Annotated in this window: 29 protein-coding genes; 22 read left to right on the plus strand and 7 right to left on the minus strand. The window is 31.6% G+C overall.

The features are described 5' to 3' along the window. Window positions 1-4 precede the first annotated feature (4 nt). From DNU06_RS06680 to arfB, 3 genes are all read left to right on the plus strand, one after another. On the plus strand, window positions 5-1,534 hold the full coding sequence (locus DNU06_RS06680; RefSeq protein WP_158526837.1) for a DUF2330 domain-containing protein: 1,530 nt from the start codon (window positions 5-7) through the stop codon (window positions 1,532-1,534). A gap of 115 nt (window positions 1,535-1,649) precedes the next feature. Then, a complete protein-coding gene (locus DNU06_RS06685) occupies window positions 1,650-2,855 on the plus strand; it encodes a sensor histidine kinase (protein WP_111062470.1) in 1,206 nt (401 codons plus the stop codon). A 19-nt stretch (window positions 2,856-2,874) separates the two neighbouring features. Then, window positions 2,875-3,276, plus strand: coding sequence for an alternative ribosome rescue aminoacyl-tRNA hydrolase ArfB (arfB, locus tag DNU06_RS06690; RefSeq protein ID WP_111062471.1), 402 nt, complete (start codon window positions 2,875-2,877; stop codon window positions 3,274-3,276). A gap of 38 nt (window positions 3,277-3,314) precedes the next feature. Here the strand turns inward: arfB and DNU06_RS06695 are convergent, their stop codons facing one another. Beyond that, a complete protein-coding gene (locus DNU06_RS06695; protein ID WP_111062472.1) occupies window positions 3,315-3,764 on the minus strand; it encodes a KTSC domain-containing protein in 450 nt (149 codons plus the stop codon). 141 nt (window positions 3,765-3,905) lie between these two features. On the opposite strand from DNU06_RS06695, the gene DNU06_RS06700 reads away from it, so the two are divergent. Together DNU06_RS06700 and DNU06_RS06705 are read left to right on the plus strand one after the other, a co-directional pair. Then, complete coding sequence (locus DNU06_RS06700; protein WP_111062473.1) at window positions 3,906-5,210, plus strand: DEAD/DEAH box helicase; 1,305 nt, start codon at window positions 3,906-3,908, stop codon at window positions 5,208-5,210. A 106-nt stretch (window positions 5,211-5,316) separates the two neighbouring features. Continuing rightward, a complete protein-coding gene (locus DNU06_RS06705) occupies window positions 5,317-5,658 on the plus strand; it encodes an energy transducer TonB (RefSeq protein ID WP_111062474.1) in 342 nt (113 codons plus the stop codon). Window positions 5,659-5,709: 51 nt separating this feature from the next. On the opposite strand, the gene DNU06_RS06710 is transcribed toward DNU06_RS06705, so the two are convergent. After that, a complete protein-coding gene (locus DNU06_RS06710) occupies window positions 5,710-6,213 on the minus strand; it encodes a histidine phosphatase family protein (protein ID WP_111062475.1) in 504 nt (167 codons plus the stop codon). Between the two features lie 102 nt (window positions 6,214-6,315). Here DNU06_RS06710 and DNU06_RS06715 point away from each other — a divergent pair, with 102 nt between their 5' ends. The 3 genes from DNU06_RS06715 (at window position 6,316) to DNU06_RS06725 (ending at window position 8,127) form a co-directional block, all read left to right on the plus strand. Then, entirely contained in the window at window positions 6,316-7,242 is a 927-nt protein-coding gene (locus tag DNU06_RS06715) for a patatin-like phospholipase family protein (protein ID WP_111062476.1), read from the plus strand. A gap of 211 nt (window positions 7,243-7,453) precedes the next feature. After that, entirely contained in the window at window positions 7,454-7,645 is a 192-nt protein-coding gene (locus tag DNU06_RS06720; protein ID WP_111062697.1) for a cold-shock protein, read from the plus strand. A 167-nt stretch (window positions 7,646-7,812) separates the two neighbouring features. Beyond that, window positions 7,813-8,127: a hypothetical protein gene (locus DNU06_RS06725; protein WP_111062477.1), complete on the plus strand. Its 315-nt coding sequence runs from the start codon at window positions 7,813-7,815 to the stop codon at window positions 8,125-8,127. A gap of 96 nt (window positions 8,128-8,223) precedes the next feature. On the opposite strand, the gene DNU06_RS06730 is transcribed toward DNU06_RS06725, so the two are convergent. The 3 genes from DNU06_RS06730 to DNU06_RS06740 all read right to left on the minus strand — a co-directional run bounded on the left by DNU06_RS06730 (window position 8,224) and on the right by DNU06_RS06740 (window position 11,347). Further along, complete coding sequence (locus DNU06_RS06730; protein WP_111062478.1) at window positions 8,224-9,033, minus strand: universal stress protein; 810 nt, start codon at window positions 9,031-9,033, stop codon at window positions 8,224-8,226. A 318-nt stretch (window positions 9,034-9,351) separates the two neighbouring features. Further along, complete coding sequence (locus DNU06_RS06735; protein ID WP_111062479.1) at window positions 9,352-10,164, minus strand: universal stress protein; 813 nt, start codon at window positions 10,162-10,164, stop codon at window positions 9,352-9,354. Between the two features lie 463 nt (window positions 10,165-10,627). Further along, window positions 10,628-11,347 (minus strand): peroxiredoxin, encoded by a 720-nt coding sequence (locus DNU06_RS06740; RefSeq protein WP_111062480.1) that lies wholly within the window; start codon window positions 11,345-11,347, stop codon window positions 10,628-10,630. A 431-nt stretch (window positions 11,348-11,778) separates the two neighbouring features. Between DNU06_RS06740 and DNU06_RS06745 the strand changes: the two genes are divergently transcribed. From DNU06_RS06745 to DNU06_RS06765, 5 genes are all read left to right on the plus strand, one after another. Further along, on the plus strand, window positions 11,779-12,831 hold the full coding sequence (locus DNU06_RS06745; protein ID WP_111062481.1) for a mechanosensitive ion channel family protein: 1,053 nt from the start codon (window positions 11,779-11,781) through the stop codon (window positions 12,829-12,831). A 47-nt stretch (window positions 12,832-12,878) separates the two neighbouring features. Continuing rightward, entirely contained in the window at window positions 12,879-16,505 is a 3,627-nt protein-coding gene (locus DNU06_RS06750; RefSeq protein ID WP_111062482.1) for a PAS domain S-box protein, read from the plus strand. A gap of 4 nt (window positions 16,506-16,509) precedes the next feature. Beyond that, a complete protein-coding gene (locus DNU06_RS06755) occupies window positions 16,510-17,580 on the plus strand; it encodes a response regulator (RefSeq protein ID WP_111062483.1) in 1,071 nt (356 codons plus the stop codon). Window positions 17,581-17,837: 257 nt separating this feature from the next. Further along, window positions 17,838-18,608: a sigma-70 family RNA polymerase sigma factor gene (locus tag DNU06_RS06760; protein ID WP_111062484.1), complete on the plus strand. Its 771-nt coding sequence runs from the start codon at window positions 17,838-17,840 to the stop codon at window positions 18,606-18,608. Between the two features lie 75 nt (window positions 18,609-18,683). Continuing rightward, complete coding sequence (locus tag DNU06_RS06765; RefSeq protein ID WP_111062485.1) at window positions 18,684-19,034, plus strand: hypothetical protein; 351 nt, start codon at window positions 18,684-18,686, stop codon at window positions 19,032-19,034. A 99-nt stretch (window positions 19,035-19,133) separates the two neighbouring features. Here the strand turns inward: DNU06_RS06765 and DNU06_RS06770 are convergent, their stop codons facing one another. Together DNU06_RS06770 and DNU06_RS06775 are read right to left on the minus strand one after the other, a co-directional pair. After that, complete coding sequence (locus tag DNU06_RS06770) at window positions 19,134-19,427, minus strand: hypothetical protein (RefSeq protein WP_111062486.1); 294 nt, start codon at window positions 19,425-19,427, stop codon at window positions 19,134-19,136. Between the two features lie 5 nt (window positions 19,428-19,432). Next, window positions 19,433-20,311 carry a universal stress protein gene (locus tag DNU06_RS06775; protein ID WP_111062487.1) on the minus strand — a complete coding sequence of 293 codons (879 nt, stop codon included), beginning with the start codon at window positions 20,309-20,311 and terminating at the stop codon, window positions 19,433-19,435. A gap of 233 nt (window positions 20,312-20,544) precedes the next feature. Between DNU06_RS06775 and DNU06_RS06780 the strand changes: the two genes are divergently transcribed. From DNU06_RS06780 to DNU06_RS06820, 9 genes are all read left to right on the plus strand, one after another. After that, a complete protein-coding gene (locus DNU06_RS06780; protein WP_111062488.1) occupies window positions 20,545-20,760 on the plus strand; it encodes a hypothetical protein in 216 nt (71 codons plus the stop codon). Between the two features lies 1 nt (window position 20,761). Beyond that, window positions 20,762-21,127, plus strand: a complete 366-nt coding sequence (locus DNU06_RS06785; RefSeq protein WP_111062698.1) for an arsenate reductase family protein — start codon at window positions 20,762-20,764, stop codon at window positions 21,125-21,127. A 110-nt stretch (window positions 21,128-21,237) separates the two neighbouring features. Continuing rightward, a complete protein-coding gene (locus tag DNU06_RS06790) occupies window positions 21,238-21,624 on the plus strand; it encodes a hypothetical protein (RefSeq protein ID WP_111062489.1) in 387 nt (128 codons plus the stop codon). A 51-nt stretch (window positions 21,625-21,675) separates the two neighbouring features. After that, entirely contained in the window at window positions 21,676-22,572 is an 897-nt protein-coding gene (locus DNU06_RS06795; RefSeq protein ID WP_111062490.1) for a 3-hydroxyacyl-CoA dehydrogenase, read from the plus strand. Window positions 22,573-22,951: 379 nt separating this feature from the next. Beyond that, window positions 22,952-23,266 (plus strand): HPF/RaiA family ribosome-associated protein, encoded by a 315-nt coding sequence (locus tag DNU06_RS06800; protein WP_111062491.1) that lies wholly within the window; start codon window positions 22,952-22,954, stop codon window positions 23,264-23,266. Between the two features lie 12 nt (window positions 23,267-23,278). Continuing rightward, window positions 23,279-23,662: a hypothetical protein gene (locus DNU06_RS06805; protein WP_111062492.1), complete on the plus strand. Its 384-nt coding sequence runs from the start codon at window positions 23,279-23,281 to the stop codon at window positions 23,660-23,662. Between the two features lie 24 nt (window positions 23,663-23,686). Then, window positions 23,687-24,025, plus strand: coding sequence for a sll1863 family stress response protein (locus tag DNU06_RS06810; protein WP_111062493.1), 339 nt, complete (start codon window positions 23,687-23,689; stop codon window positions 24,023-24,025). 133 nt (window positions 24,026-24,158) lie between these two features. Then, window positions 24,159-24,977 (plus strand): DUF1269 domain-containing protein, encoded by an 819-nt coding sequence (locus DNU06_RS06815; protein ID WP_111062494.1) that lies wholly within the window; start codon window positions 24,159-24,161, stop codon window positions 24,975-24,977. Window positions 24,978-25,011: 34 nt separating this feature from the next. Then, entirely contained in the window at window positions 25,012-25,512 is a 501-nt protein-coding gene (locus DNU06_RS06820; RefSeq protein ID WP_146239171.1) for a hypothetical protein, read from the plus strand. Window positions 25,513-25,526: the final 14 nt, after the last annotated feature.

Raw genomic sequence — 25,526 nt, forward strand, 5'->3', positions numbered from 1 at the left:
TATGATGAAAAAACAACTTTTTTTAACCGCCTTTTGTTTGGGTAGTTTTGCCCTTCAATCCTTATCCTTTTGTGGCTTTTATGTCGCGAAAGCAGATACAAAATTATTCAATAAAACCTCTCAAGTAATTATGGTGCGAGATGGAAATAAAACAACAGTTACCATGGCTAATGATTTTAAAGGAAATGTCAAAGATTTCGCTATGGTCATTCCAGTACCAAACGTGCTGCAAAAAAAAGACATTCGAATTGTAGAGAATAGTCTTTTTAATAAATTAGATGCGTATTCTGGTCCGCGATTGGTAGAATATTATGATGAAAATCCTTGTTCGCCAAGAATACAGTATGACATGCTGGAATCTATCCAATATAACAACGCTATCCCTACTAGTATTTCTATGAAAGATGTGAAGAGAAACAAAGTTTTAGGGGTTACTATTGAAGCACAATATCAGGTGGATGAGTATGATATTTTAATACTTTCAGCTAAAGAATCGGATGGTTTGAAGACTTGGTTAACCGAAAATGGCTATAAAATACCAACAGCAGCAGCCGAAGTATTAGCACCATACATAAAAAATAATTTAAAGTTTTTTGTCGTCAAAGTAGATTTGGACAAACTGAATGAAATTAATGGAACCACCAACCTTAATAAATACATCAAAACACATGATAATGAAAATATACAAAATTTAAGACCCATTCAAATTTCTTATACTTCCCCAAAGTTTATGTTGCCTATTAGATTAGGGATGGCTAATTCAACAGGTGCGCAAGACATGGTTGTGTATGCTTTTTCAAAAGAAGGTAGAGTAGAGTGTACCAATTACCGCACGGTGAAAATTCCGAGTAATGAAAACATTCCATTATTTGTAAAAAATAAATTTGGCCAATTTTATGTCGATTTATTTGAGCGTGCCCATGACAAGGAAAATAAAGAAGCAATTTTTTTAGAATACGCTTGGAACATCAGTCCGCAATTTAGGGGAGCTAAATGCGACCCTTGTGTTGGACCACCGCCCATTTTCACTGATTTGACGAAAGCAGGTGTTAATTGGGCTATGAATAATGGGAATCAAGCGAGCAGTAATGTGTTTTTTACACGTCTACATTTGCGTTATAGCAGAAACACACATCCACGTGATTTAGAGTTTCAAGTCACACCAAATAAAGAACATTTTCAAGCCCGATATATATTGACCAATACCGCAGTAGGAGATTTATCCTGCAATGCCGGTCAAACTTATTGTGCAACAGTAATAAAAAACAGGGTCAATGAATTAGAAAACCTGAGCCAGTTAACTTCTTGGTCAACTGTTGAATATAGCGGATACGTAAAAGAGTACTACGATTTATTAAAAGATAAAAACATTTTAAATGAAGTTAAGAGTACGCAAAAGAATAAACAACCATGGTTAGGTGTGCCTTCGAATGAATCAAGATTAGGATTAAAAATTGCACTATTTCTCAGTGTAGTTTTTCTATTGACTTTTGCTTATTTAATCCGACAAAAAAATCCTTTAGCCAGTAAGTAATTCTAATTTCACTCGTCATAAGCCATGCCATTGTACAATGGCATGGCTTATTTATTTTTATTAATTAAGGATATGTCTGAGCTATTTTAATTTATTTATTAAATTTATATGCAATATGCTAACTGAAAATGTTGTAAATAATAACTTTAAAAACATCATGGTTCCTGCGGCTGTGCTTGGTATTATTATGCACATTTACGTAGTTGTTGTATTTTATTATCTAGGAACACCACAGCTTATTTTTGTACCAGTAATCGGAACCTTAATAGTACTCTCAACTGCGCAGTTTATGAGAGTGAAAATTATCTCTTCTTATTTAGCGTTTATTATCGTGGCTTATTGTATTACCACAGAGGTTGTAATTAACACCCATTATTTAGGGTGGAATAGTGGATTTTTTTATTTTATATGTGTGTTACCTCTTATTTTTTTATTGAATTCGACCTGGAAAGTTTGGGTGGTTATTATTTTTAACGGTTCTTTAATTATAACTACCCTTATCTTGATGTGGTTATATTACAATAAAAGTGGTCTACTTTCTATTAACGTGTCCAAATTGGAAAGTATTAATTTATTTAACCAGCTTATGCTTGGGCTATGTGTTTTAGTAGTCATGATTTTTTTCAGTTATAAAAACAATGAAAAGGATCAAGCTTTAGTTAAAGCCAATGCTATTTTGGGGAAGAAAAATATAGAAATCTCCAACCAAAAGAATCATTTAGAAATTTTACTAAAAGAGGTACACCATAGGGTGAAAAATAATCTTCAAGTTATCTCATCCTTACTTTCCTTGCAAAAAAGGACCGTTGATGATGAAAGTATTATTAGTGTTTTAGATGAAAGTAAAAGAAGGGTAGAAGCCATTGCATTAATTCACCATAAGTTGTATTCCGACGAATTTGGGAATCAGGTGGATTTTCAATCCTATCTAAGTGAATTGGTAAGTTCGCAAGAAATGATGCAATCCAGAATTAAATGTTCTTTAGATACTATAGCAGTAACCCTTCATTTAGATGTTGCAGTGCCGCTGGGGTTAATTGTTTCTGAAATGATAACTAATGCATTAAAACATGCTTTTGCCCATCAAACCAATCCAATTTTAAAAATAACTTTGAGCAAAGAAACCAACTTTTATCAACTGATTGTTCATGATAATGGTGTTGGGTTTCCTGCAGATTTTTCACTAGAACATGAAGGTTCTTTAGGAACAGAAATTATTAGTGCTTTGATAACGCAGATAGAAGGGGAAATTGAATTTAAAAATGACCATGGTGCTAAATTTATTATTCGCTTCAATGATGTATTAGCACTTAACAATTAGTAAGTCAAAAATAAAAACCATGCATTTAAAAACACTACTTGCTGAAATTAAATATAAAGCGGTCCGCAGTTCCGGGGCTGGTGGACAGCATGTAAATAAGGTGGCAACCAAAGTAGTATTATTTTTTAATCTAATAGATAGCGAAGCCTTTAATGAGACTGAAAAATATCGTTTAATGAAGTTTTTCGAAAAAGATTTAAGTCAAGAAGGGATACTTCAATTTTCTGCTTCTGAAAGTAGGAGTCAATTTAAAAATAAAAAAATCGCTCACCAAAAGTTATTAGATGCAATTGGAGAAGGGTTAAGGGTAAATAAGGTTAGGCGAAAATCTAAACCCAGTAGATCTTCCGTTTTAAAAGGAAAAGTCAAGAAAAAAAGATTGAGTGATAAAAAGAAATTAAGAAAAAGGCCTGAACTTTAAAAAATTCAGGCCTTTACTATATGGTTAATTTATAAAACTTATACCGTTTGAGGTACTTCGTTTTTTGCTTTTCTGTATAGGTAAGAGTTGAAGATACTTCTTTTTGCAAATCGCATTAGTTTATCTGTATTGCACATTTTTTGAAATACACTTTGAGAAACACCAAAGTACTCATACATAGAACCATCTAAAAAGGTAACTTCTAAAACAGACTTTTTTAAGTTAAAATCAGAAATACCTACAACGGTTGTAGTTTTAGTGTATTCTTCTAAATTAGCTGCTTTTGTTTCAGGGGCAATACTTACTAAAAAATGGTAAGCATCTATAATGTTTTGACTTTGAATTTCTGCTTGTGCCTTCTTTTCTTCGTCTTGAAACTTGTCTGGGTGCCATTGTTTAACCAAACCTCTGTAGGTTGTTTTTAATTGTTTCAAATCCGTATCTGGCTGAACTTCAAACATTTTTTTGTATTCATTAATTCTTTTCATTGCAATGTATGCTTCAAAATTTTGCGCAAAGGTAGGTATAAGTTAGTAAGAATGGTGCTTTTTCAGTAAAAATATGATAAATGCACTACTTACAGGCGCTTCCCTATAAAAAGAGTAACTATCTTTGCTGAAAAGTATTTTATGGCTACCACATTTTCGCAATTAGGAATCAATAACGCACTGCTTCAAGGTTTAAATATATTAAATATCACTAGACCTACTGGTATTCAATTAAAAATAATTCCATTGGCATTAAACCAAACGGAAGATTTAGTTGGTTTAGCTAAAACGGGTTCTGGAAAAACAGCTGCTTTTGGTTTGCCATTGATGCAATTGGTAGATCCTTCTAAAAAGGAATTGCAAGCAATAATATTGGTACCAACCAGAGAATTGGCACAACAGATTCATAAACAATTGAGTGAAATTGGGCGTGAAGTAAATGATTTATCCATAGCTTTAGTAAGCGGTGGTTCTTCGGTTAAGGCTCAAAAAGAACAATTCAAAAAACCAGTTCATATTATAGTGGCTACTCCGGGACGACTATTAGATTTGGTAGACCAAGAGGTGATTAAAGTAGCAGATGTTGATTATTTAGTGCTGGATGAGGCGGATGAAATGATCAGTACTTTTCATGAAGAGTTAGGAAAAATAAAAGCTTTACTTACTAAAAAAAGAAGAACTTTTTTATTTACTGCTACCATGTCGGGTGCGGTAAAACAAATGATTCAAAACTATTTGAGTAAAAATGTTATTGAGGTAGAAGTTGAAATGGAAACTGTAGGTCATCAAGCTGTTGATCATCAGTATGTAGTGGTTGAGCCAATTGAAAAATTAGATGTTTTAATGCATTTTTTAAATAGTAGAGCAGGGGAAAGGGGTATTATATTTTGCAGAACCAAAGCAGCAGTAAATAAATTAGGTAAAAACTTAGCCATTAATAAATTTTCTTCTGGAGCAATGCATGGTAGTCTCACCCAGAAAATTAGGGATAGAATTATGGAGCAATTTAGAAATAGTCATATTGATATATTAATTGCAACCGATTTAGTGGCAAGGGGAATTGATGTCAAAGATTTAGATTTTGTGGTGAATTATCATTTACCAGATACTTTTGATGCTTATGTACACAGAAGTGGACGAACAGCAAGAGCAGGTAAAAATGGATTAGCTTTAACCGTTATTCAAGCAGATGAAATTAAAGATATTGCAGAATTTGAATTGGAATTAGGGATTGAATTTAAAGCCATGGAAAAAGCAGATGCGCAAAGTATCGCAGAAAACAATGCTTTATTATGGGCAAAGAAAATTTTTAAGACAAAGCCGAATCATGAGGTGGATGATAAATTAAAATCAGAAATAAAAACAGTTTTCCACCATTTAACAAAAGAAGAATTAATTGAAAAGGTATTGGCCGATTACCTTAAGAATAATACGAAAGAAGATTAATCGCTTGTTTTAAAAGGTGTTATACGGTGTGGATGTTTTTTTTATCCGCTATTGTAACTTTTAGGAACCTAAGGGCGTCCCATAATTGAACGTAAAAAAATTAATTATGAAAAAGCTAGTATTATTAATCGCCATTGCCTTTGTATTACCAATTACAGCTTCTGCTGGAAATGTAAAACCAGTTAAGTCAAAATTATTTACTTGGGTGAGTGAAAATTTAACCTATCCTACGGCTGCAATTACAAACAAGGAGACTGGTGTTGTTTTTGTGTCGTTTCAAATTGATAAAAATGGAAAAGCTGAAAACATCCAAATACAAAAAGGAATATCCAATACTTTAAATCAAGCGGCCATGGAAGTTGTAAAAAACATGCCTTTACAAGATATTCATAAGTCTGAAACTCCAGAAAAAGAATATGTTTTACCAGTTAGGTTTACTATTCAATAAATACATTTTATTTAAAAAAAGGAGCCTTTTAATGGTTCCTTTTTTTTTGGTCTAAAATTGGATGATTTCAATGGTTGTACTGTCCTTAGACATGGTTACTTTGTAAAGCTTATTGTACTCTAGTTTGCCTAATGGCGGTAATTGTTTTTTTATTCCTAAATCTTCGATCATAGGTAAAATGTTATCTCCGTGACCACAAATTATATAAGTTCCTTTATTTTGGTCCATAATTTCGTGTAACATGGATTGCCAATTATGCCATTCATAGGTTTTAATTTCGAGTTCATTTAAGATTGCCAAAGGCAAAACAGTATTTATATTTCTTTGAAATTTAGTGGAATAAATACCCTTAAAATCTTCTTCATTTAACAGTTTGGCTAAATCTTGCGCTCTTTTTACACCTGCAGCAGTTAAAGGCGGATTATCGCTGGTATCGTTTAAATCTTTTTCGGCATGTCTTACTAAATAAATTACTTTTTCTTGTTTTGAGTTTTTACAACTAATCAAAACAATGCCGCACAAAAACAATATAAAAATTGGAAATTTCTTAATCATGAAATATTTATTAATGAATTATTTTACGAAATTAAGTATAGTAAAACGTAAATTACACCAGGAATTAAAATAAGTAGATTTTTATTGGATAATTTTAACAGTATGAAAGCATTGGTAATTTCAGGAGGCGGCAGTAAAGGAGCATTCGCAGGTGGGGTAGCGGAGTATTTGATTAAAGAATGTGACGGTGACTACGATATATATGTTGGGTCAAGTACAGGGAGTTTATTGATTAATCATCTGGCTTTAGGTAAGGTAGATAAAATAAAAAATGCTTTTACCAATGTCAAGCAAAAAGATATTTTCAATATTAATCCATTTTGGACTAAAACAGTGGGAGGACATGTGGAAGTTACCATTAATCATTTTAATGTATTGCGTACCTTTTTCAGAAAACGAAAAACTTTTGGTGAAAGTAAAAATTTACGTAAATTAATTAAAAACATATTTACACTAGAGGAATTTGAAGCGCTTAAAAGCCAAAATAAGGAAGTATTGGTTACGGTTTCAAATTTAAGCACCTATAAAAAAGAATTGAAGAGTAATTTTGACTGTGAGTACAATGATTTTATTGATTGGATTTGGGCTTCTTCAAATTATGTTCCGTTTATGAGTTTAATGGAGAAAAACGGCTTTGAATATGCTGATGGTGGATTTAGTGCATATGCTCCAATACAAACTGCAATAGATAAGGGAGCGACTTCTATTGATGTTATTGTTTTAGAAACACAACAAATGGTGCGCAATAGTTTGCCATCCACCAATGCTTTTTCAACTTCATTAAAAGTGATATTCCACATGATGGATCAAATCTCACAAAACGATTTAGCCATAGGGAAATTAAAAGCCAATCAAAAAGATGTACAATTACGATTTTTTCATTTACCGAGAGTCCTGACTGAAACCCCCTTAATTTTTAATCCACAAGAAATGACTACTTGGTGGGAAGAAGGATTTATGTATGCGCAAGAAATGGTACCGAATTGCACCCAGTTAAATAGTGTGAAAGATGATTTACAGGGACTATAATTATTATTAAATTCTTCCTGAAAATCTACTGGATTAAATTTGTGTTGAGAAATGGCATAAATAAACTATAGTGCATACGGTATTTTACTTTTATTCGGAATAAGTATTATATAAAAAAATTAATAATTTGAAATTATTGTACCAAATACAATTAACTAGTTTACCTTTGCGCCATATTTGTAACACTAAGGTTGCAAAACAATTTAAAGCAATGAATAAAGGAACAGTAAAGTTTTTCAATGAAACCAAAGGATTTGGATTTATTCTTGAAGACGAATCAGAACAAGAACATTTTGTACATATCTCAGGATTAGTGGATGAAATTAGAGAAGGAGACAAAGTTGAATTTGAACTTGAAGAAGGAAAAAAAGGATTAAACGCGGTAAAAGTATCAGTACTTTAAACCAAAGCATATAATTTTTTATTTAAAAGGTCTCTCATTTTGAGAGACCTTTTTTTTTGCTATCAGCTAATAAATGATTAATCTTGTGACAGCTATTAATAGGGTGTATTTGAGATGTAATTTTTATTTGTAAATGGCATTTATATACACAACAAATTAAATCAATTATGGAAATACTAGTCAAGCAAATTACCAAGGAGATAGAAGATAAACAGAAGATATTTTTTTTAGATGAAAATGACCAAGAGTATCAAATAGATTGGGCACAACCAAGATTTGAAAATATAGGTTTTCAATTAAAGGAAGATTCCCAATTCAATAATAAAAGTTTTGCTTACAAAGGAAAATGTAAATTGTTAGCCGTTGGTAAGGGAAAAGAATTTGAAGAACGTCACATTTTTCTAAACAGACAGACTAAACACCGTTTTTATATAAATGAAGCAGAGTTCGAAGCTAATTTTGAGCCAAAAGTCAAAGCTTAAGCGGAAGACAAAGTCCGCAAATGAATAATATAAACAAATATAATAAAGGTGATGGACTATTGTAAATCACCTTTTATTATATAACTAATTTTATTATTAGCCTCCCATGGTGTGGAAACTACTATATTGTGATAGGTTTTGATTTTGAATAACGAGTACTGGAAATCCTTCCTCATTTCTAATCAACTCTTCTACAAAACTTTTTTCTTTAAAATTGAAAATATATTCTTCCGTTAGGTTGACAATTGAAATTAAATTTGCTTTACCTAATGATGCCAAGTCGGTGAGTTGCTCTTTCAATGTATTTTCATTTTTTCCTAAGGTCAACTCCGAATATTTTATACCTGCACTTGCCAGTAATTTTGAAGCGACTATAAGGTTTTGAATGACTTCTTTATTCGTTGATTTATAACTTCCCAATACCACCTCAAATTTCATATAATGCTGTAGGTATTTTAATTCTTCAATATTTTGCAAGGATTTTTTATCTTCTAGAATAGGTAATAATACCTTGTTAATAGGGTGAAAGGCTTTTAAATTATGTGGTACAAATAAAAAGTTTGCTTTTACTTGGTTCATCAAATGTAAAGTTCGACTGGTAAAATAATGTTCCATTAACTTTAATTCATGTGTTCCAGCAATCACAAATCCAATATTATCGGCATTTACATATTCTTTAATAGTGGTTTCAACATGACCGATTAATTCGACAATGTTTATGTCCATGGTGTCACTGGTAAACTCATCTTGAATTTCTAAAAGTCGCTGTTCTGTTTCAAGGTCATAGGCACCATCTGAAACATTTAATATATCTAGTTTACCATTTATTACTTTCGAAAAACCTACCGCGTAATTTAGCGCTTCTATGGATTCAGTGGTAAAATCTAATAGTACTACATTTTTCATTTAGTCTTTTTTAAATGTTCATGTTAAAAATAGCATAAACTAAATTGAATTACATGTTTATGTTATTCTTTTTTTTAAATAAAATAAGTTTAAGTCTTTTTGAATTTACCCTGTAAAATATAAAGACTGGTGACAATTATAAGTCAACTTGAAGTATTTCAAGTCGCTTTAATTCATTGGTAAGCGGGTATAAGAAGAATAAATACACCCAATATATAATGGAACATACCTTGGTTGTTAGGTATAATGCTGTACATATAAAAAAGGTGATCTCTTGTATATTTTCTATACTTAGAAATCACCTAATAAACTTCAGAATTAGTAACCGCCACTTGTATGGAAGCCACTAAAAGTGGATACATTTTTATTTTGAATCACTAAAATTGGTAATCCTTCTTTGTTTCTAATCAAATCTTCCACAAAAGTTTTTTCTTTCTTGTTAAATAGATTTTCTTCCGTAAGGTTAACAATAGAAATCAAATCTGCTTTCCCTAATTTGGCGATATCGGTCAATTGGTTTTTTAAAGTAGCTTCATCATTACCTAAAGTTAATTCAGAATATTTAATACCTGCATTGCTCAGTAATTTTGCAGCAACAATTAAATTTTGTTTCACTACTTCTTCAGATGATTTATAAGTTCCTAATACAACTTCAAAATCCATATATTGGTGTAGGTAACGTAATTCTTCAATGTTTTGTACCGACTTTTTTTCTTCTAAAATTGGTAACAATACTTTGCCAATTTTGTGGTATTCTTTTAGGTTATGTGGCACAAAAATAAAATTGGCTTTAACTTCATTTAATAAATGTAAAGCCCTACTAGAAAAAAACTGCTCCATTAGTTTTAATTCGTGTGTTCCACTAAAAACAAAACCAATTTTATCGTCATTAATATAAGCCTGTAGAGCTGGTTCTACATTACCTGCAAGTTCAACGACTTCCACTTCAAATGTCTCATCAGAGAATCTGCTTTTTAAGTCTTCAAGCTGTTGTAAAATACTTACATCATAAGTACCATCTGAAACATTTAAAATTTCTAATTTTCCACTTGTGGCTTTAGAAAAACCAACCGCATAGTTTAATGCTTCAATTGATTCTGAGGTAAAATCTACCAATACTACGTTTTTCATTGTCTTTGTTTTTATGCATTAAAGTTACTAAAAATGAATTCTAATTTAATGATTGAAGTCATCTTTTTAGTTTTTTTAACTGATTTAACACGATAAATCTTTGGGTAAATTAAACCAGTTAAATTTAAAGCTATTACCAAACAATTTCTATTTTCAGGTTGTCAATAGCATAACTTTAGGTAATAGGTATTAACAATATATTAATTAGTTAAATATATTAATGGTTTGGAGATATTCGGTTGCTGGTCTTAATAAAGGATAATAGTGATAATTACTATTGATTACCTTGTATAACAAAGCCATATATAAAAGGTATTGTAAGTATAAAAAAGAGGGGAGATAGCCGAAAGACAAAAGTAAAAAGGCAGCAAAAACTGTTTAATATGTTTTTACTGCCTTTTTCGTATCTTCATTAATACTTACTTAAATCAGAAGTATAAATAGTATAGGTCTGGTTTATGACTTACTTTTTTAGAAGGGCATTCAAAACAGTGTCTTTACTTAACTTTTTAGTACAGAAAAACCAATCCTTACAATCAAGCCCTTCTGTTGAAGTCATTCTCTCTTCCGCAACGCCACAAGTACCAGCTGGTGAAATAATCACGTCATCACCAGGATTCCAGTCTGCAGGGGTAGCGACATTGAATTCGTCGGCTGTTTGCATGGCAATTAATGCTCTATAGATTTCATCAAAATTTCTACCTAAACTCAATGGGTAATATATTAAAGCCCTTACAATTCCTTTAGGGTCGATAAAAAATACAGCCCTTACTGCCTGCGTTTTACTCTCTCCTGGTTGAACCATTCCGTATTTCTTAGCAACTTCCATTGAAATATCTTCAATTAAAGGGAATTTCACTTCAACATCTTTCATTCCTTTATATTCAATTTTTTCCTTTATGGTTCGTAACCATGCAATGTGACTATGAAGGCCATCAATGGATAAGCCAACCAAGTTACAGTTTGCTTTTTTAAACTTGTCTTCTAAATGAGCAAAAGTAATGAACTCAGAAGTACATACTGGTGTGAAATCTGCTGGATGAGAAAATAAAATAACCCATTCACCCGAATAATCACTAGGGAAATTAATATCTCCTTGTGTAGTTACTGCTTTAAATGCGGGTGCATTGTCGCCAATTCTTGGGATTGCAGTTGCTTCCGTTTTTGTTTCTAATGGTTCCATTTTTTTATCTTTATTATTAATTGATAAACAAATGTAGCAAGTTACACAGCGCCCTCAAATGACCTAAGTCAGCCAATAATTATTTACGCATAGTATGAATAATTAATACGGAAATACTGGTGCTGCTTAGGTTTAATGTTTTGCGTACTTTACTAACTCTGTAAACCATGTTTATTTTATCTGTATGATTTTGAAGGGAATAAATGATTAAAAGGTCGCTAAATTCTTAATTTTAATGAATATTAGATTTATTTATGATATTGGTCATAATTAAACCATATTCAATCTATTACTTTTGGAGGCTACAGACTATAAAGTGTAAAATGAATGTAGAATTTGTCAACTTTATTAATATATTTAAGTTACAACAAGCACCATAAATTTGCAAGAATAAAAATAAAAGTAAGTATTTACGTCATTTAAAAATTATTATGGATATGCTCTTCCTTTTGTTTCCTGTTAAGGAACCATGGCTTAAAAATGTTTTGTCTCTTCTAGTTTTAATAGGTATTGGCTTGTTTTTACAATGGTTGATATTTAGAATTTTAAGGTTTGGTAATCGGAGAAACCCTTCCGTTTTAAAGAGTGAAATCATCAAACACTTAAAAGTACCGACAAGATTTTTTCTACCATTTTTATTTGTATACGGCTCTTTGACAAGTTTTGAGATTAGCGTATTTTGGAAAAAAGTAATTGAAGCCTTTGTGATCATCAACTTTACATGGATACTAATTGCATTTATACAAGGTGTAGAAGTAGTGGTAAGAGAAAAATTTCAGATTGAAGGAAGTTATAAAGTGAAAGAACGAAAAGTACTGACACAGTTAAGATTTTTAAAAAGTCTTGCATTTATAGTCATCATCACTTTGGCGGTTGCCGCTATATTATGGAATATTCCAGCCGTAAAAAAAGTTGGAACTACCATTTTGACCTCTGCGGGTGTTATAGGGATTATAGTCGGTGTAGCTGCTCAAAAATCTATTGCTAATCTAATTACTGGTTTTCAAATCGCCTTTACACAGTCTATCAAAATTGATGATGAAGTTGTAATTGAAGGTGAGTTTGGTCAAGTGGAAGATATAACCCTAACTAATGTGGTCGTTAAGCTATGGGATTGGCGAACTTTAGTCATCCCGCTTAGTTATTTTAACGACCATACTTTTGTCAATTGGACCTTTAATTCAACCGATATTATAGGCACCGTGTTCTTGTACGTCGATTACTCTTTACCCGTGGAAGCAATAAGAAAAGAATTATTACTAATTTTAAGTAAACAAAATAAGTGGGATGGCAATGTAGCCAAATTACTAGTTACAAAAACAGACCATAAAGTGATGGAGTTAAGGGCAACATTTAGTGCAAAAAACCCATCAGATGTCTGGGATTTAAGATGTAGTGTAAGAGAGGAATTGATTGCGTTTATCGGAAATAATTATCCAGACAGTTTACCTAAATTAAGGAAAATGGATGTGCGGCCAATTTAACCAATAATAAGTTACTTGATGTTAATTAAAATTATAGCTTGTAGATAATGAAAGAGAAGGATTTATTTCAAAATATATTTGAATCTTCACCAGAAGGTATTTTAGTAATTGCATCTCATGGTGTTATTCAAAAAATAAATACAACTGCAGCACATGTATTTGGTTACGAGCCAAAAGAATTGATAAATAACCATATTGAAAAATTAATTGCCGTTAAATTTAGAGCAAGTTATACTAGTTATATAGAAAAAAACATAGGGAATTCAAAAAGAGAACTGCGGAAAGGTAAGAAAGCGTTATGGGGATTAAATAAAAGCGGGGAAACCTTTTCTTTTGACGCTTCACTAAATCATGCCGTGCATAATAATCAACCTGTTATTATTGCCCATATTAGTGATAATTCAAAACGGTTATTAGATTTAAAAACAGCTAAAGACAGTAGGTTTGAATTGTTAGAAGTTCAAAGCATAGCTGAAGTTGGAAGTTGGACTTGGAATTTAGAAACAAATGAAAGAAATTGGTCGGATGAATTTTATCGGATTTATGGTTTAATACCGGGAGATATCCGACTTAATGGAGACAATATTTATGATTTTACACATCCTTTGGATAGAGATAAAATTGAAAAAATATTACAGGATATCATTAAAGATTTGAAACCACAGAGTTATGAAACTAGGATCTCTAGACCAGATAATAGTATAAGGTATTTATCTGGTAAAATAAGAGCGGTTTGCGGTCTTCATGGAAAAGCTAATTTTCTAATGGGAACCATACAAGATATCACTGCTATAAAAGAGGCACAACTAGCAACGATAGAGAGTAATCGAAAATTTAACACCCTGATTAATAATTTGCATGGTATCGTATATCGTTGCCATAATAATCGGAATTGGGAAATGCAATACATTAATGATAGTTGTAGTTTAATTACTGGTTATCCTGCGCAAGAGTTTATAGACAAAAATATTCATTTTGGTCAACTTATCCTGAAAGAAGATAAGGAGATGGTCTGGAACAAAATTGAAGAAGCCATTAAACTTAAAATCCCTTACAGTTTAGAATACAGGATAAAGGATAAAGCGGGTAATATAAAACATGTATGGGAGCAAGGACAAGATGTATATGATAAAGCAGGAAAAGAAATAATGCTAGAAGGATTTATTTCGGATATTTCACATACAAAAGAAGCTGAAAATAAATTATTTGAATCTAAGGCAAGAAACAAGGCGATTATTAAGGCTTTACCAGATTCAATTTTAGTGTTAAATAGAAAAGGGGATTATTTAGATGTGCAAACACAAGAAAAGAATCTATTCTTATCTAGAAAGTCAGCTTTAATTGGAAAAAACGCCAGAGAAATTTTACCGAAGGCGCTCTATAAAAAAATGATGGCGGCATTCGAAAATTGTCATACAACGAAATCAGTACAAATTATTAAGTATTCCAATACTATTAACGGGCAATTGAATCATTTTGAGGCTAGGATTGTAAAAACAGAAATTGATAATTTTTTGATTATTATTCGGAATATTTCTAGTGAAAAAGAACTAGAAAACACATTGTATATTAGAAATAAAGCACTTGAATCTGCAGTTAACGGCTTTGTGATTGCAGATGCGAGACAAAAAGATTATCCGATAATTTACGCCAACGACAGTATCGTAAAAATTACAGGTTACTCTAAAGATGAAATATTGGGACAAAACCCTCGATTTTTGCAGGAAAATGATTTGGATCAAGACCAAATCAAAATCATGAATACTTCCATTAAAGAAGGTAATCCTTGTAGAGTTGTACTGCGGAATTACAAAAAGGATGGTACCTTATTTTGGAACGAAGTTACCTTAACTCCTATATTTAGTGATGACCATAAAGTAACCCATATTGTGGGTATTCAAAATGATGTAACTAAGCGTAAAAAAGAAGAATTATTAAAAGAAAAAGTTAAGCATGTATTAGAGATGATTATTCAGCACGAGCCTATTGTGTATATTAGTCGGAAAATTGTTCGAATTTTAGAAAATACCATGGAAAACTGTATTGCTTCCATATCTGTATTAAATGAAAGCGAGCAAACATTACATTTATTAGCTTCGCCAAACCTACCAAAAGAATTTACTAAAGCAATTGAGGGCATTGTAATTGGACCAAACCAAGGTTCTTGTGGTGCTGCAGCCTATCTTAAAAAAGATGTAATTATAGCAGAGGTTGCTATAGATCCTAATTGGGGAAACTATAAAGAATTGGCCAATCAAAATGGTATAAAAGCTTGTTGGTCTTTCCCTCTTTTTTCTTCTTCTAAAAAAGTATTGGGTACGCTTGCAATCTATAGTAAGTCCAATTCATATCCAAGTGATGTGGAAAATGATGTGATTGCAGATATGGTACAGTTGGCAAGTGTAGCTATAGAACAAAACAACAGTAGAATAGAGTTGGATTATAGTAAGTTACAGTTGAAACAATATGCTGAAAGTTTAGAAGAAAAAGTTGCAAAACGAACATTGGCATTGAAGAAAGTTGTTGGACAATTAGAGCATAGTAATACAAGTTTGGAAAACCAAATAAATATCTCCAAGTCTGCTAAAAGTATGCTTATTAAAAGCCAGGAAATATTAACTGGAATTGCTGAAAACTTTCCAAAAGGATTTATTGCCGTGATAGATGCGAATTTAAGTATTCAATTCATTCAAGGGGAAGAATTAGCGGAATTAGGATTTAGGGAATACATTCATAATAAAATCAAAATAAGTCAAGTGGTCGGCGTGCCTAAAAGCATAAAAAAACTAGTCGAAAACTATGTCTTAAAAACTTTAAAAGGAGAACATTGTTCTTTTGAAATTAACTTTCAAGAGAGAAATTATTTGGTAAATACTACCCCACTTTTAAATAAGGAAAAAAATGTTGTGGAAGTATTATTGGTGCACAATAATATTTCGGCTCAAAAAAAGATTGAAAAAGACATTCGAAAAACTTTACAGAAAGAAAAAGAACTAAATGAATTAAAATCTCGATTTATTTCAATGGCTTCTCATGAGTTTAGAACGCCTTTAGCTGCTATTAATACTTCCGCAATTTTAATAAAAAAACAAAATGACGCAGGAAAAGAGGAGAAACGGGAGAAATATGTGGACCAAATTAAATCCAATGTTAAAAATTTAGTAACCATTCTAAATGACTTTTTATCCATTAGTAAATTAGAAGAAAAAAAGGTAGATCGCCAATTAGAAGCTTTAGACATCATTGCTTTTTCTAAAGCGATAATTACAGAAATTAAACCCACTAAGAAGAATGGTCAGTCCATAAATTTGATAAGCGATTTTAAGGAGAAATATATAGTTTTAGATCCTAAAATTCTACACCACATTTTAATTAATCTATTGTCTAATGCCATTAAATACTCTTCTGAAAATAAGTCTATTGTTTTAAATATTTATGGAGATGAATTATATTTGTTTATCGAAGTCACGGACCAAGGTATAGGTATTCCCGAAAATGAACAAAAAAATATGTTTGAGCGTTTTTATCGCGCTAAAAATGTAAGCAATATTGAAGGGACAGGATTGGGGTTGAATATTGTTAAATCCTACACCGAACTGTTGCAGGGCAGCATTAGTTTTAAAAGTAAAATAAATGAAGGAACGACCTTTGTTTTGAAGTTACCATTAAAGTAAAAAGATGAAAAAAGTATTAGTAATTGAAGACAATGAAGTAGTACGTGAAAATACAGCTGATTTATTATTATTGGCCAATTACGAGGTGGAAACTGCTGAAAATGGTAGAATAGGGGTTGAAAAAGCATTGGAATTTCTTCCAGATGTAATTATTTGTGATATTATGATGCCAGAACTTGACGGTTATGGTGTTTTAGAAGCGTTGCAAACGCAGGAAAATACCAAGTGTATTCCATTTGTTTTCTTAACGGCAAAAGCGGAGAAGTCAGATATGAGAAAAGGAATGAATTTGGGAGCGGATGACTATCTTACTAAACCATTTGAAGAACATGAATTAATAGAATCCATTGAATCTCGCTTGAATAAAAATGCATTTCTAAAAAAAGAATTCTCAAAAAATGCTGTAGGTTTAAATGACTTTCTAGAAAAAGCATCTGATTATTTAGGGTTAGAAAAAATATTAAAATCCTTTGATGCCACACGGTTCAAAAAATCAGAAAATATTTTTAGTGAAGGAAGCGTGGCCAATACGCTTTTTTTTATCGAAAATGGCACTATAAAAACTTACCGAACTACAGAATCAGGAAAAGAGTTTGTGACAGGATTATATAATTCTGGTGATTTCCTGGGGCAACTGGCCTTAATTACCGACCAAGGGGTGTATACCGAAACGGCTACTGTAATGGAAGATGCACAGGTGCATAAAATACCTAAAAAAGACTTTATAAAATTACTCTATGGAAATCATGCCGTGTCAAGTAAGTTTATCAGTTTAATATCTAATAATTTAGTCGAAATGCAAGACAAAGTAGTTAGTATGGCGTTTGCTACGGTTCGTCAAAAATTAGCAAAAACATTGTTAAAATTGCAAGAAAAAGGAATATTGTCCAATAATGAAGATGAAACGATTTCCATTCACAGGGATGACCTTGCAGGTATAATTGGAACAGCTACAGAAACAGCCATAAGAATGTTAACCAAGTTTAAGGAAGAAGGGTTGATTGATATTGGTGCCAATAGTCGAATTTTAATACGGAATAAACAAGCACTTGAACATATCTCTTGTTTCAATTAAAGAACCATGTAAAGAAGTCGATTTTTTTTATTTTAACTCTTTTTAATCTAAACCATCTATACGTAAAATAAAAATACTGTTTTAAGAGCCATATAGGATAGTCACATTACTAGTTTTTATATTTTAGAATTACCGCGTAATTTACAATAGAATACGATTATTTAATACATAAATATTGCCTGGAATGACCTAAGTCATTTCCTCTGTTTTAAGATAGTTGCACTTTTACGTATTAATATTTAAAAAAATACTGAAAGATGAACCAGCCTATCACAAATTACCAAAGTCTTAACGAATTCCGTGTTTATATAGAAAACAAGGTGCCTAGTCTCTTAAAACATAAAGAAGCTGGCGACCAGGCTTCTTTTAATGAGCAACTTTTAAAAATACTGCCTACAGTTAGAGGGTATATTGGTGAGAGACTGCATGCTGCCATCAAAAAAGGTCACTTTCCTATAGGGAAATACAAAGCAGATGATTTTATAGACCAACTTTTCATTGAAGTTTATGACCATATTGAAGAGATTGAAAAATCGAAAGATTTTTATTTGTGGCTGTTTAAAAAAACGAACGAATTGTTAGAGGATGCTATGGAGGAAGAAGAGTTTGATGAACTTTACTTTAAAAATATTGATAAATATACAAAACCCGAATGGGATGAAATGGAGGAAAACTACAGCATAGATGCTGGCGGTGATTTAAAGATGATTGAAGAATTTGATGATAGATCATACAACCATAACGATTATGTACTCAATAAAGTGTTTATTGAAGAGGATGAAAAACCACTCATTGAAAAATTAGATAAAGAGTTAAAAGAGGAGGATATCAATAGACACATCAATATGGTGTTAGAAAAATTACCATCTCTATTGCAGGAAACTTTTTATTTATCTACCATACAAGAGTTTAAACCGTCAGAAATAGCTGTCATAAAAAATACAAGTATCCAAAAGGTCGAAAAGCTATTGGCGGATGCTAGAAAAACAATTAAACAAAGTTTTATTAATAGATTTTCAATTAGTTGAGATAATACAAACTGGTAAACTAGGTAATAAGCTTATTGTTTACCAGTTTTTAAAAATAATATAAAAAATTACACCATGGAATTATTAATTTATAGAAAAGAGTATGATAGATCAGATGCTATGGATTCTTTTTTTGACTCTTATTATAGTTTGGGAATGAAATTTCTAGCAAGTGATTTACTAGACCAAGGATTAGCTCCAGCTCAAATTTCGGCAGCAATTATAAAAGCTATGAAAGTAACTAGGTCTTCTGGATTAGAAATTCGTCAGCATTTTAAGCCGGTATTCAGTTATCGAAATAATGAATTGATTCGAGATTGTAAACTCTCAAAAATGGGTTATGGCTTAGTGATACTTAACGCAGATATCGATCTTTCTATTGTTGGAAAGTTACAGGTTAGTATGATGAATAGATTTCTAGCGTGACACCTATGTGATCCTCATTTTAGTATTGTTAGTATATAAAAAAAGAAGGTGTTTTAAAAAACACCTTCTTTTTTTTGTAAATATTTTAATTTTTACAAATTATAATACTTTTGGGTATTCATTGCAGAATACCGGGAGAATAAAAAATACAAATAAGAAAAACATCAGTCCATAAAGTACCCCCATAAGTACTGGATAAATAATTATTCCACCTTTGGTACTTGGTTTTAATGAATGGGCCAAAAAACCATGCACTCCCATACTAAAAAGCATAAAAAGGAAAGTGGCCATTCCAATCAAAAAGTTATTACTCTGCATTTCTTTAACACTATACAGGTAAATCCCCATTAATAATGCAGCTATAATCAATAATACATAAATTCTACGTGCCATATTTTTTATTTTAAGTTGATAAAGTCAAACATTCCAAAGTTTTCTTCATTAAAACTAACCAATGGTATTTTGCCATAAATTTCCATTTTTTTAACCAAGTCTTGGTGGAATATTTTTTTAAAAATTCCTTTTTCTTTTCTCTCTAACATTACTACCATATCTGCTTCCACATTATCCAAGTAATCTTTAAGCGATTCAAAAACAGTTTCAGATACAATCACTTTAAAGGATATTTTATCATATTTTACTTTTTCTTTTAATTTTGTTTCAAACCAACCCATTTGTGTGGCGTCTGAATATCCTTTTTCTGTTGATATATGTACTACCTTGATGGTAGCATCAAAAGCATTTGCTAAACCGGTTAATTTTTGAATCACTTCAATGTCTTTGTCAGTTTCAAAGTCGGTGGCATAAACAATGGTTTCAATGGCTTTATAATTAGCACAACTTGGTACTGCAACTACTAAAGAATTAGCTTTATCAATGAGTTGCTTTGTAACGCTACCCATAATTAATTCTCTCGATATAGTTGCTCCTTTCATGCCTACAACAACCATAAATGCATGAATTTCATCTATTTTTGAAATTAAACCATGAAGCACAGATTTGTCATCTAACACCGAAATTTCTACATGATTCTCCTTTAAGTCAGTCCCTAAATGTGCCATGCAATAGGTTTCCAACTTAGTTTGTTGTTGTTTTAGTGTATCTTTCTCTAGCAAGGGGAATGATTCCTCCTCAATGATAGTTCCTAATATAGTTGGGTAATCAAATACATGGGTTACTACTAATTTTGCTTGTAATTTTTTGCTTATAGCATATGCATATTTTAATGCCACTTCTGCATTTTCTGAATAATCGGTGGCGCATAGAATCTTTTTCATCTTTTTGCTTTTTAATTGTATATAAAACAAATTTACAGATAGGTATTCCCGTTTGAAATGACCTGCGTCATGCAAGTGTTTTTTACATAAATAGATGGCGCGTGTTAAAGGTTAAATGTTTTAATCCAGATGGTTATTTTTTTTATTCTTGTTTTTATTCCCAACTGACCTAGGTCATTTCTATCTATAGAATAACCCTGTAATTTTGATGCTTGAATCACATCTAAGAGGACATGAATAAATTAAATAAAATATTGACCGAGGTTTCTCAACTCACCCTTAATATAGAGTCGAACTATCCCGAGTTATATCGGTTTATTGATGAAAACCCTATGACTATTCCCACAAGTAGTCATCCAGATATTGATAAGGAAGCCATGGAGGATTATCTCAAGAGTTTGAAATCCATATTGAAACATCACATTGAAACACATCAAAATAAAAAATAAAATGGGAGAAATAGCCACATCAAATAAAGAAATCATTTTGTATTATAATTCAAATTCAGCAAGGGCAAAACAAGCTTTAGCTTATGCTAAAGTGGAAGGAATACCTGTACAAGAATTTGACATCTTAAAAAATCCACCAACAGGCACACAATTAGCAGAGATAGCTAAAGGCTTAGGTTTGGAAATTAAAGATTTAGTCAACCAAGAGCATCCGGCTTATAAAACACAATTTGAACAACATACTTTTTCCTCTGATGACTGGATTAAGATGATAAGAAAAAATCCAGAAATTATGAAACAACCAATAGCTTTGCATGGTGATAAAATCAAAATATTGGCTGAACCTAAGGAATTATTGAGAATGTGACCGGAAAGCTTTAAGCTAGCGCGTAACTATCTCCAAAAAGAAGTTTAACTTATTCTATTATAAGTGGACAATAAATAAAATAAATACTAATTTTATAAATATAAAATATCATGGTAGAACCAGTAATTTACAATTCAGATTTACATTTTGAACATAACCAATGGAGCAGCGAGCTATCTTTTTGGGAAGACGAATTAAAAAGTTATAAAAACAGAATAGCTGAATTGGCAGCAAGATGGACGGATACAGATGTTTTGGCTGAATTAGAACATTTTCAAAACTTATTCATTAGACATGGAGAAGTGATAGACAATTTACAACACGACATTAATGTACATGAAAGTAGCATGAGTGCACATGATGCCAAAGGGGAAGATGTGATGGATCCAGCTTTAGTGAAAAAACACTTACAGTTTAGAGAACGTATGGAAGCGCAAAGACAAATCTATAACGATCTTAAAAAAGATTTCTTTCGTTTCTTATCTAAATACATGTAATTTTAGTAACCATTTATTTTTTCTTTAAAATAATAGATTAAAACAATTAAAATGAAATACAATAATATTACGATAGCAGGTAGTGGTGTTTTAGGATACCAAATAGCTTTTCAAGCGGCTTTTCATGGTTTTAATGTCACTGTTTACGACATTAATGATGCTGTTTTAGAAAAAGCAAAGGCAAAGTTTGAAACTATGAGTGCTGCTTTTAAAGCAGACTTAAATGCAACGCAAGAACAATTAGATAAGACAAAAAAGAACTTAAGCTATAATTCCAATTTGGCAGAAGCAGTAAAAGATGCGGATTTATTAATAGAAGCAGTACCCGAAAACCCTAAAATTAAAATTGAGTTTTATGAAAAACTTGCAAAAGTAGCCCCTGAGAAAACAGTTTTTGCAACAAATTCTTCTACACTTTTACCCAGTCAATTTGCTGAGTATACCGGTCGACCTGCAAAATTTTTAGCCTTGCATTTTGCCAATACAATATGGTTGCACAATACAGCTGAAATAATGGGACATGCGGGCACAGATCCTAATGTATTTAATGATGTAGTTAGTTTTGCAAAAGAAATTGGCATGCTGGCTTTACCGTTGCATAAAGAACAACCTGGTTATATTCTTAATTCTTTATTGGTGCCTTTATTGTCAGCAGCTACAGATTTATTGGTGAACGAAGTAGCAGATGCACCCACTATAGATAAAACATGGATGAAGGCTACTGGAGCACCACTCGGACCTTTCGGGATTTTGGATGTGGTTGGTGTAACTACCGCTTACAACATTAATAAAATGACAGCGGAGCGCACTAAAGATCCATTAAAAATTAAAACGGTAGCATACTTTAAAGAAAACTATATCGATAAAAATAAATTAGGCGTATCTACCGGAGAAGGGTTTTATAAGTATCCTAATCCAGCCTATAATGCACCCGATTTTTTAAAATAAATTTGAATCGCAGGATAGTGAATTTTAAGTAAAATTACTTATCGGCATAAGCTATCATTATCGTTGCGAAGACTGATGAAAGCGTCTATAAAAAGGCATGATTTATATATAAGTCATGCCTTTTTTTTATGCAAAATTATGCATAGATATTACTTTAAATCTATTCTTATTAAGGATAAAAAAGAGTCTGTATTAACATATTGTTAAATATGTTTTTAACGTGCGATTCATGGATTATTTTAACTTTTTTAAAAAAATATATTGTTGCTGACCTGGGTCATTTCGACAATGCTTAATTGGGACTAAATTTGACGTATAATTCAAAGCAATAATATACCATTTTAAGTAGTAAAGCTTAAAGTAAACAAATATCGAAATTATGCTCATTGAAATAAATACAGATAAGACCATACAATGGAATGGCGAACAAAAAAAAATACAATCTACACAAATTGCAAAAGCGTTAGAAAGATTCGAATCTAACATTACCCGCATTGAAGTTCATTTAAAGGATGAAAATGGGGATAAAAAAGGGTTGGACGATATGTCTTGTTTATTGGAAGCAAGATTAGAAGGAAAGCAACCGATTGCAGTTAGTAGTCAAGCTAATTCTATTGATCTTGCCGTTTTAGGAGCAATTCATAAAATGAAAGCGGCCATTGAAACCATAGTTGGGCGTAGAAATAATAAATAAAAAAAATAAATCATGACGGAAACAAAAAACAATTTAGGCATTTGGATGGATCATTCAAACGCTCATTTAATAGACTTAAAAACAAAAAGTAATAACCAGGTTATTACTTCCGATTTTACGGATAGTGTAAAAGAGGAGACCATCAAAAAAAGTGAAAATGTAATGCACAATAAAGAACAGCAAATGCATGAAGCTTATTATAAAAAAATTGCGGCAGAAATTTTAAAGTATGATCATGTATTGCTTTTTGGACCAACAAAAGCCAAAGTGGAATTGCATAACTTCTTAAATAAGGATACTCATTTTAAAGGGATAATAATAGACATTGAAGCGGCGGATAAAATGACTGATAATGAAGAAGTCGCTTTTGTTAAAAAACACTTTGAAAAAGGATAATTACTAATTTAAAAAAAAAATAAAATGGAAAATTTCAAAAAAGAAGTCAATGATAAAATTGACGCGAACAAACAAAGTATCATCAATTTCAATCAAAGAATTGCGGAGGAGAAAAAAGAAGTAAAAGCGGAGTATCAAAAGAAAATTGAAGCGTTAAACCAAAAGAATACCGACTTGAAAAAAAGGTTGGAAGATTATAAAATGGAAGGGAAGGAAGACTGGAACCAGTTTAAAACCAAGTTTGGAAGTGATTTGGATAATTTAGGGCATGCATTTGCAAACTTTTTCAAGAAAGAACAAAATGATACCGCAAAAACAGCTGACAGTCCGACTAATAAGTCACAAAATACGACCGTAAAATAAATTTTTCAATCTGGAGAAAAAGCGCAAATTAAACATCCTAATTATTAAAAGGAAATAGTTTAATAAGCTGAAATTTAGTGATTAATTAGGCGGAGAATTAAATAATAAATATAATTTTTAAAACAAAAATAAAATGGCAAATATTATCGTAGTTTCTTTTAAAGAAGAAGGAAAAGCAATTGAAGCTTTACATAAAATGAAAGAGTTAGATGCTTATGGCGACATCACGCTGTATGATCATATGATTATTCGCAAAAAGGCGAATGACGATTTTGATATTTTAGAGGACAAAGCAGAAGGTCCAATATGGCGAACTTTTACTGGAATGGCACTTGGCGGATTAGTTGGTGCAATTGCAGGACCAATAGGTTTTGTTGTGGGAATGATTTCTGGTACTGCCGCTGGAGCCATGCTTGATGTCAGCGAGTACGACATGGAAGATGAGTTTGTTAAGGAGGTTACAAATAGCATGAAAGTAGGGGATATCACTATTATTTCAGAAGTAGGAGAAAATAGTTCCATCTATATTGATGAATACTTAAAAGGTTTTAACGTAGATGTGTTTAGAACAGACGAAGACGAAGAGTTTTATAACTATATAGATGAGCAAATTGAAGACTTTGAAGATGATATTGAAGATTTAAGGGACGAATTAAAGGATGCTACTGCAACTGAAAAAGTAAAAATAAACGCAAAAATTACTGAATTAAAAGCAAAAAGAAAAGCGAAAATTGCAGAATTAGAAGCAAAAAGAAAAGCAGATGTAGAGCTACTTAAAGAGAAAACAAAAAACAGAATCAAAAAGTTAGAAGCACGTCTTCACCGTTATAAAGATGCAGTTGCAAACACGATAAATGCAACTAGAAAAAACAGATTGATTAAAAAGATTAAAAAAGAGGAAGAAAAATTAAATCGATTACATGATGCTTTAGGCGAAGATATAATCGATTAAAATATCTAATAATTTTAAAAAAAAATAATACATCATGAAAAAGCAATTTATATATATAATGACGGTAGGTTTAATGGCAGGAACGCTATTAACCAGTTGCGGGGAAGCGTCAAAAAATGACTTAAAAGATGCCAAAGAAGACATGTCAGAGGTAACAGGTGATTTAAAAAGGGCCAATAAAGATGCCAAATTGGAAGTGAAAAACGCAGTAAATGCGCAATGGGATACATTTAAAACGCAATCAGACTTGGCAATTAGCAGTACGGAAGCTGAAATTTTGGTGCTTCGTGAAAAAATTGCGAAAGCAAATGATGCTCAACGTAAAAAATTAAACGCTGCGCTGGATAAATTGGAGAAAAAAAATCAAGAATTAAAAGCGGAAATAGCGGAAAGAAATCAAAAAATTAAAGAAGAAGCAATTGATTTTGATGAAGCTGCAAAGGAAAGTGAAAAAGAATTTGAACGCGAATTCAATCACGATATGAAAGAATTAGGTACTGCTTTAAAAGACCTATTTAAAAATAATGTAGAATAATTAAAACCTTAAAT

It is taken from the genome of Putridiphycobacter roseus (genome assembly GCF_003234935.1).
Classification (GTDB): Bacteria; Bacteroidota; Bacteroidia; order Flavobacteriales_D; family Crocinitomicaceae; genus Putridiphycobacter; species Putridiphycobacter roseus.

Coding starts and splice junctions, on each gene's coding strand:
- DNU06_RS06680 (WP_158526837.1), top strand. CDS start 5: ATGAAAAAACAACTTTTTTTAACCGCCTTTTGTTTGGGTAGTTTTGCC.
- DNU06_RS06685 (WP_111062470.1), top strand. CDS start 1,650: ATGCTAACTGAAAATGTTGTAAATAATAACTTTAAAAACATCATGGTT.
- arfB (WP_111062471.1), top strand. CDS start 2,875: ATGCATTTAAAAACACTACTTGCTGAAATTAAATATAAAGCGGTCCGC.
- DNU06_RS06695 (WP_111062472.1), bottom strand. CDS start 3,764: ATGAAAAGAATTAATGAATACAAAAAAATGTTTGAAGTTCAGCCAGAT.
- DNU06_RS06700 (WP_111062473.1), top strand. CDS start 3,906: ATGGCTACCACATTTTCGCAATTAGGAATCAATAACGCACTGCTTCAA.
- DNU06_RS06705 (WP_111062474.1), top strand. CDS start 5,317: ATGAAAAAGCTAGTATTATTAATCGCCATTGCCTTTGTATTACCAATT.
- DNU06_RS06710 (WP_111062475.1), bottom strand. CDS start 6,213: ATGATTAAGAAATTTCCAATTTTTATATTGTTTTTGTGCGGCATTGTT.
- DNU06_RS06715 (WP_111062476.1), top strand. CDS start 6,316: ATGAAAGCATTGGTAATTTCAGGAGGCGGCAGTAAAGGAGCATTCGCA.
- DNU06_RS06720 (WP_111062697.1), top strand. CDS start 7,454: ATGAATAAAGGAACAGTAAAGTTTTTCAATGAAACCAAAGGATTTGGA.
- DNU06_RS06725 (WP_111062477.1), top strand. CDS start 7,813: ATGGAAATACTAGTCAAGCAAATTACCAAGGAGATAGAAGATAAACAG.
- DNU06_RS06730 (WP_111062478.1), bottom strand. CDS start 9,033: ATGAAAAATGTAGTACTATTAGATTTTACCACTGAATCCATAGAAGCG.
- DNU06_RS06735 (WP_111062479.1), bottom strand. CDS start 10,164: ATGAAAAACGTAGTATTGGTAGATTTTACCTCAGAATCAATTGAAGCA.
- DNU06_RS06740 (WP_111062480.1), bottom strand. CDS start 11,347: ATGGAACCATTAGAAACAAAAACGGAAGCAACTGCAATCCCAAGAATT.
- DNU06_RS06745 (WP_111062481.1), top strand. CDS start 11,779: ATGGATATGCTCTTCCTTTTGTTTCCTGTTAAGGAACCATGGCTTAAA.
- DNU06_RS06750 (WP_111062482.1), top strand. CDS start 12,879: ATGAAAGAGAAGGATTTATTTCAAAATATATTTGAATCTTCACCAGAA.
- DNU06_RS06755 (WP_111062483.1), top strand. CDS start 16,510: ATGAAAAAAGTATTAGTAATTGAAGACAATGAAGTAGTACGTGAAAAT.
- DNU06_RS06760 (WP_111062484.1), top strand. CDS start 17,838: ATGAACCAGCCTATCACAAATTACCAAAGTCTTAACGAATTCCGTGTT.
- DNU06_RS06765 (WP_111062485.1), top strand. CDS start 18,684: ATGGAATTATTAATTTATAGAAAAGAGTATGATAGATCAGATGCTATG.
- DNU06_RS06770 (WP_111062486.1), bottom strand. CDS start 19,427: ATGGCACGTAGAATTTATGTATTATTGATTATAGCTGCATTATTAATG.
- DNU06_RS06775 (WP_111062487.1), bottom strand. CDS start 20,311: ATGAAAAAGATTCTATGCGCCACCGATTATTCAGAAAATGCAGAAGTG.
- DNU06_RS06780 (WP_111062488.1), top strand. CDS start 20,545: ATGAATAAATTAAATAAAATATTGACCGAGGTTTCTCAACTCACCCTT.
- DNU06_RS06785 (WP_111062698.1), top strand. CDS start 20,762: ATGGGAGAAATAGCCACATCAAATAAAGAAATCATTTTGTATTATAAT.
- DNU06_RS06790 (WP_111062489.1), top strand. CDS start 21,238: ATGGTAGAACCAGTAATTTACAATTCAGATTTACATTTTGAACATAAC.
- DNU06_RS06795 (WP_111062490.1), top strand. CDS start 21,676: ATGAAATACAATAATATTACGATAGCAGGTAGTGGTGTTTTAGGATAC.
- DNU06_RS06800 (WP_111062491.1), top strand. CDS start 22,952: ATGCTCATTGAAATAAATACAGATAAGACCATACAATGGAATGGCGAA.
- DNU06_RS06805 (WP_111062492.1), top strand. CDS start 23,279: ATGACGGAAACAAAAAACAATTTAGGCATTTGGATGGATCATTCAAAC.
- DNU06_RS06810 (WP_111062493.1), top strand. CDS start 23,687: ATGGAAAATTTCAAAAAAGAAGTCAATGATAAAATTGACGCGAACAAA.
- DNU06_RS06815 (WP_111062494.1), top strand. CDS start 24,159: ATGGCAAATATTATCGTAGTTTCTTTTAAAGAAGAAGGAAAAGCAATT.
- DNU06_RS06820 (WP_146239171.1), top strand. CDS start 25,012: ATGAAAAAGCAATTTATATATATAATGACGGTAGGTTTAATGGCAGGA.